General features: G+C 68.4%; 2 protein-coding genes. Both read left to right on the forward strand.

Translation table 11 applies throughout. The features are described 5' to 3' along the window. A partial coding sequence (locus QC282_RS31980; RefSeq protein WP_279553098.1) for a DUF3459 domain-containing protein occupies positions 1-557 on the forward strand: 557 nt, incomplete at its 5' end. Next, positions 554-933, forward strand: a 380-nt coding sequence (locus QC282_RS31985; protein ID WP_279553099.1) for an alpha-amylase family glycosyl hydrolase, incomplete at its 3' end; no start/stop codon positions are given. The genes QC282_RS31980 and QC282_RS31985, both read left to right, overlap by 4 nt.

Raw genomic sequence — 933 nt, forward strand, 5'->3', positions numbered from 1 at the left:
CCGCCTTCGAGGTCCGCGCCGTCCTCGCCGCCACCCTCTCCCCCACCTGGGGCATCTACAGCGGCTACGAACTGTGCGAGAACACCCCGCTGCGCGAGGGCAGCGAGGAATACCTCGACTCGGAGAAATACCAGCTCAAACCCCGCGACTGGGCCGCCGCCGAACGCGACGGACGCACCATCACCCCCCTCATCACCCGCCTCAACGACGTCCGGCGCGCCCATCCCGCGCTGCGCAGGCTCCGCGGCATCCGCTTCCACCGGACGGACAACGACGCGCTGATCGCGTACAGCAAGCGCGCGGGATCGGACGTCGTGCTGGTGGTCGTCAACCTCGATCCGCACCACACGCAGGAGGCCACGATCTCGCTGGACATGCCGCAGCTCGGCCTGGACTGGCACGAGTCCACGCCGGTGCACGACGAACTGACGGGTGAGACCTATCACTGGGGCAGGACCAACTACGTGCGTCTGGAGCCCGGCCGGGCGCCCGCGCACGTCTTCCACGTCCGGCGGTCGCCGGCCGCGGCGCCGAACGGAGGGTCGGGTACGTCATGACTGTGAACGAGCCGGTGCCGGACACCTTCGAGGACACCCCGGCCAGGGACCGGGACCCGGAGTGGTTCAAGCGCGCTGTTTTCTATGAGGTGCTCGTCCGTTCCTTCCAGGACAGCAACGGCGACGGTGTGGGCGACCTGAAGGGCCTGACGGCCAAACTCGACTACCTCCAGTGGCTGGGCGTCGACTGCCTCTGGCTGCCGCCGTTCTTCAAGTCCCCCCTGCGCGACGGCGGTTACGACGTCTCCGACTACACGGCCGTGCTGCCCGAGTTCGGCGACCTCGCCGACTTCGTGGAGTTCGTGGACGCCGCCCACCAGCGCGGCATGCGCGTGATCATCGACTTCGTCATGAACCACACCAGCGACCAGCACCC

Origin of the sequence: Streptomyces sp. DH24 (assembly GCF_029813775.1) — a bacterium.
Lineage (GTDB): Bacteria > Actinomycetota > Actinomycetes > Streptomycetales > Streptomycetaceae > Streptomyces.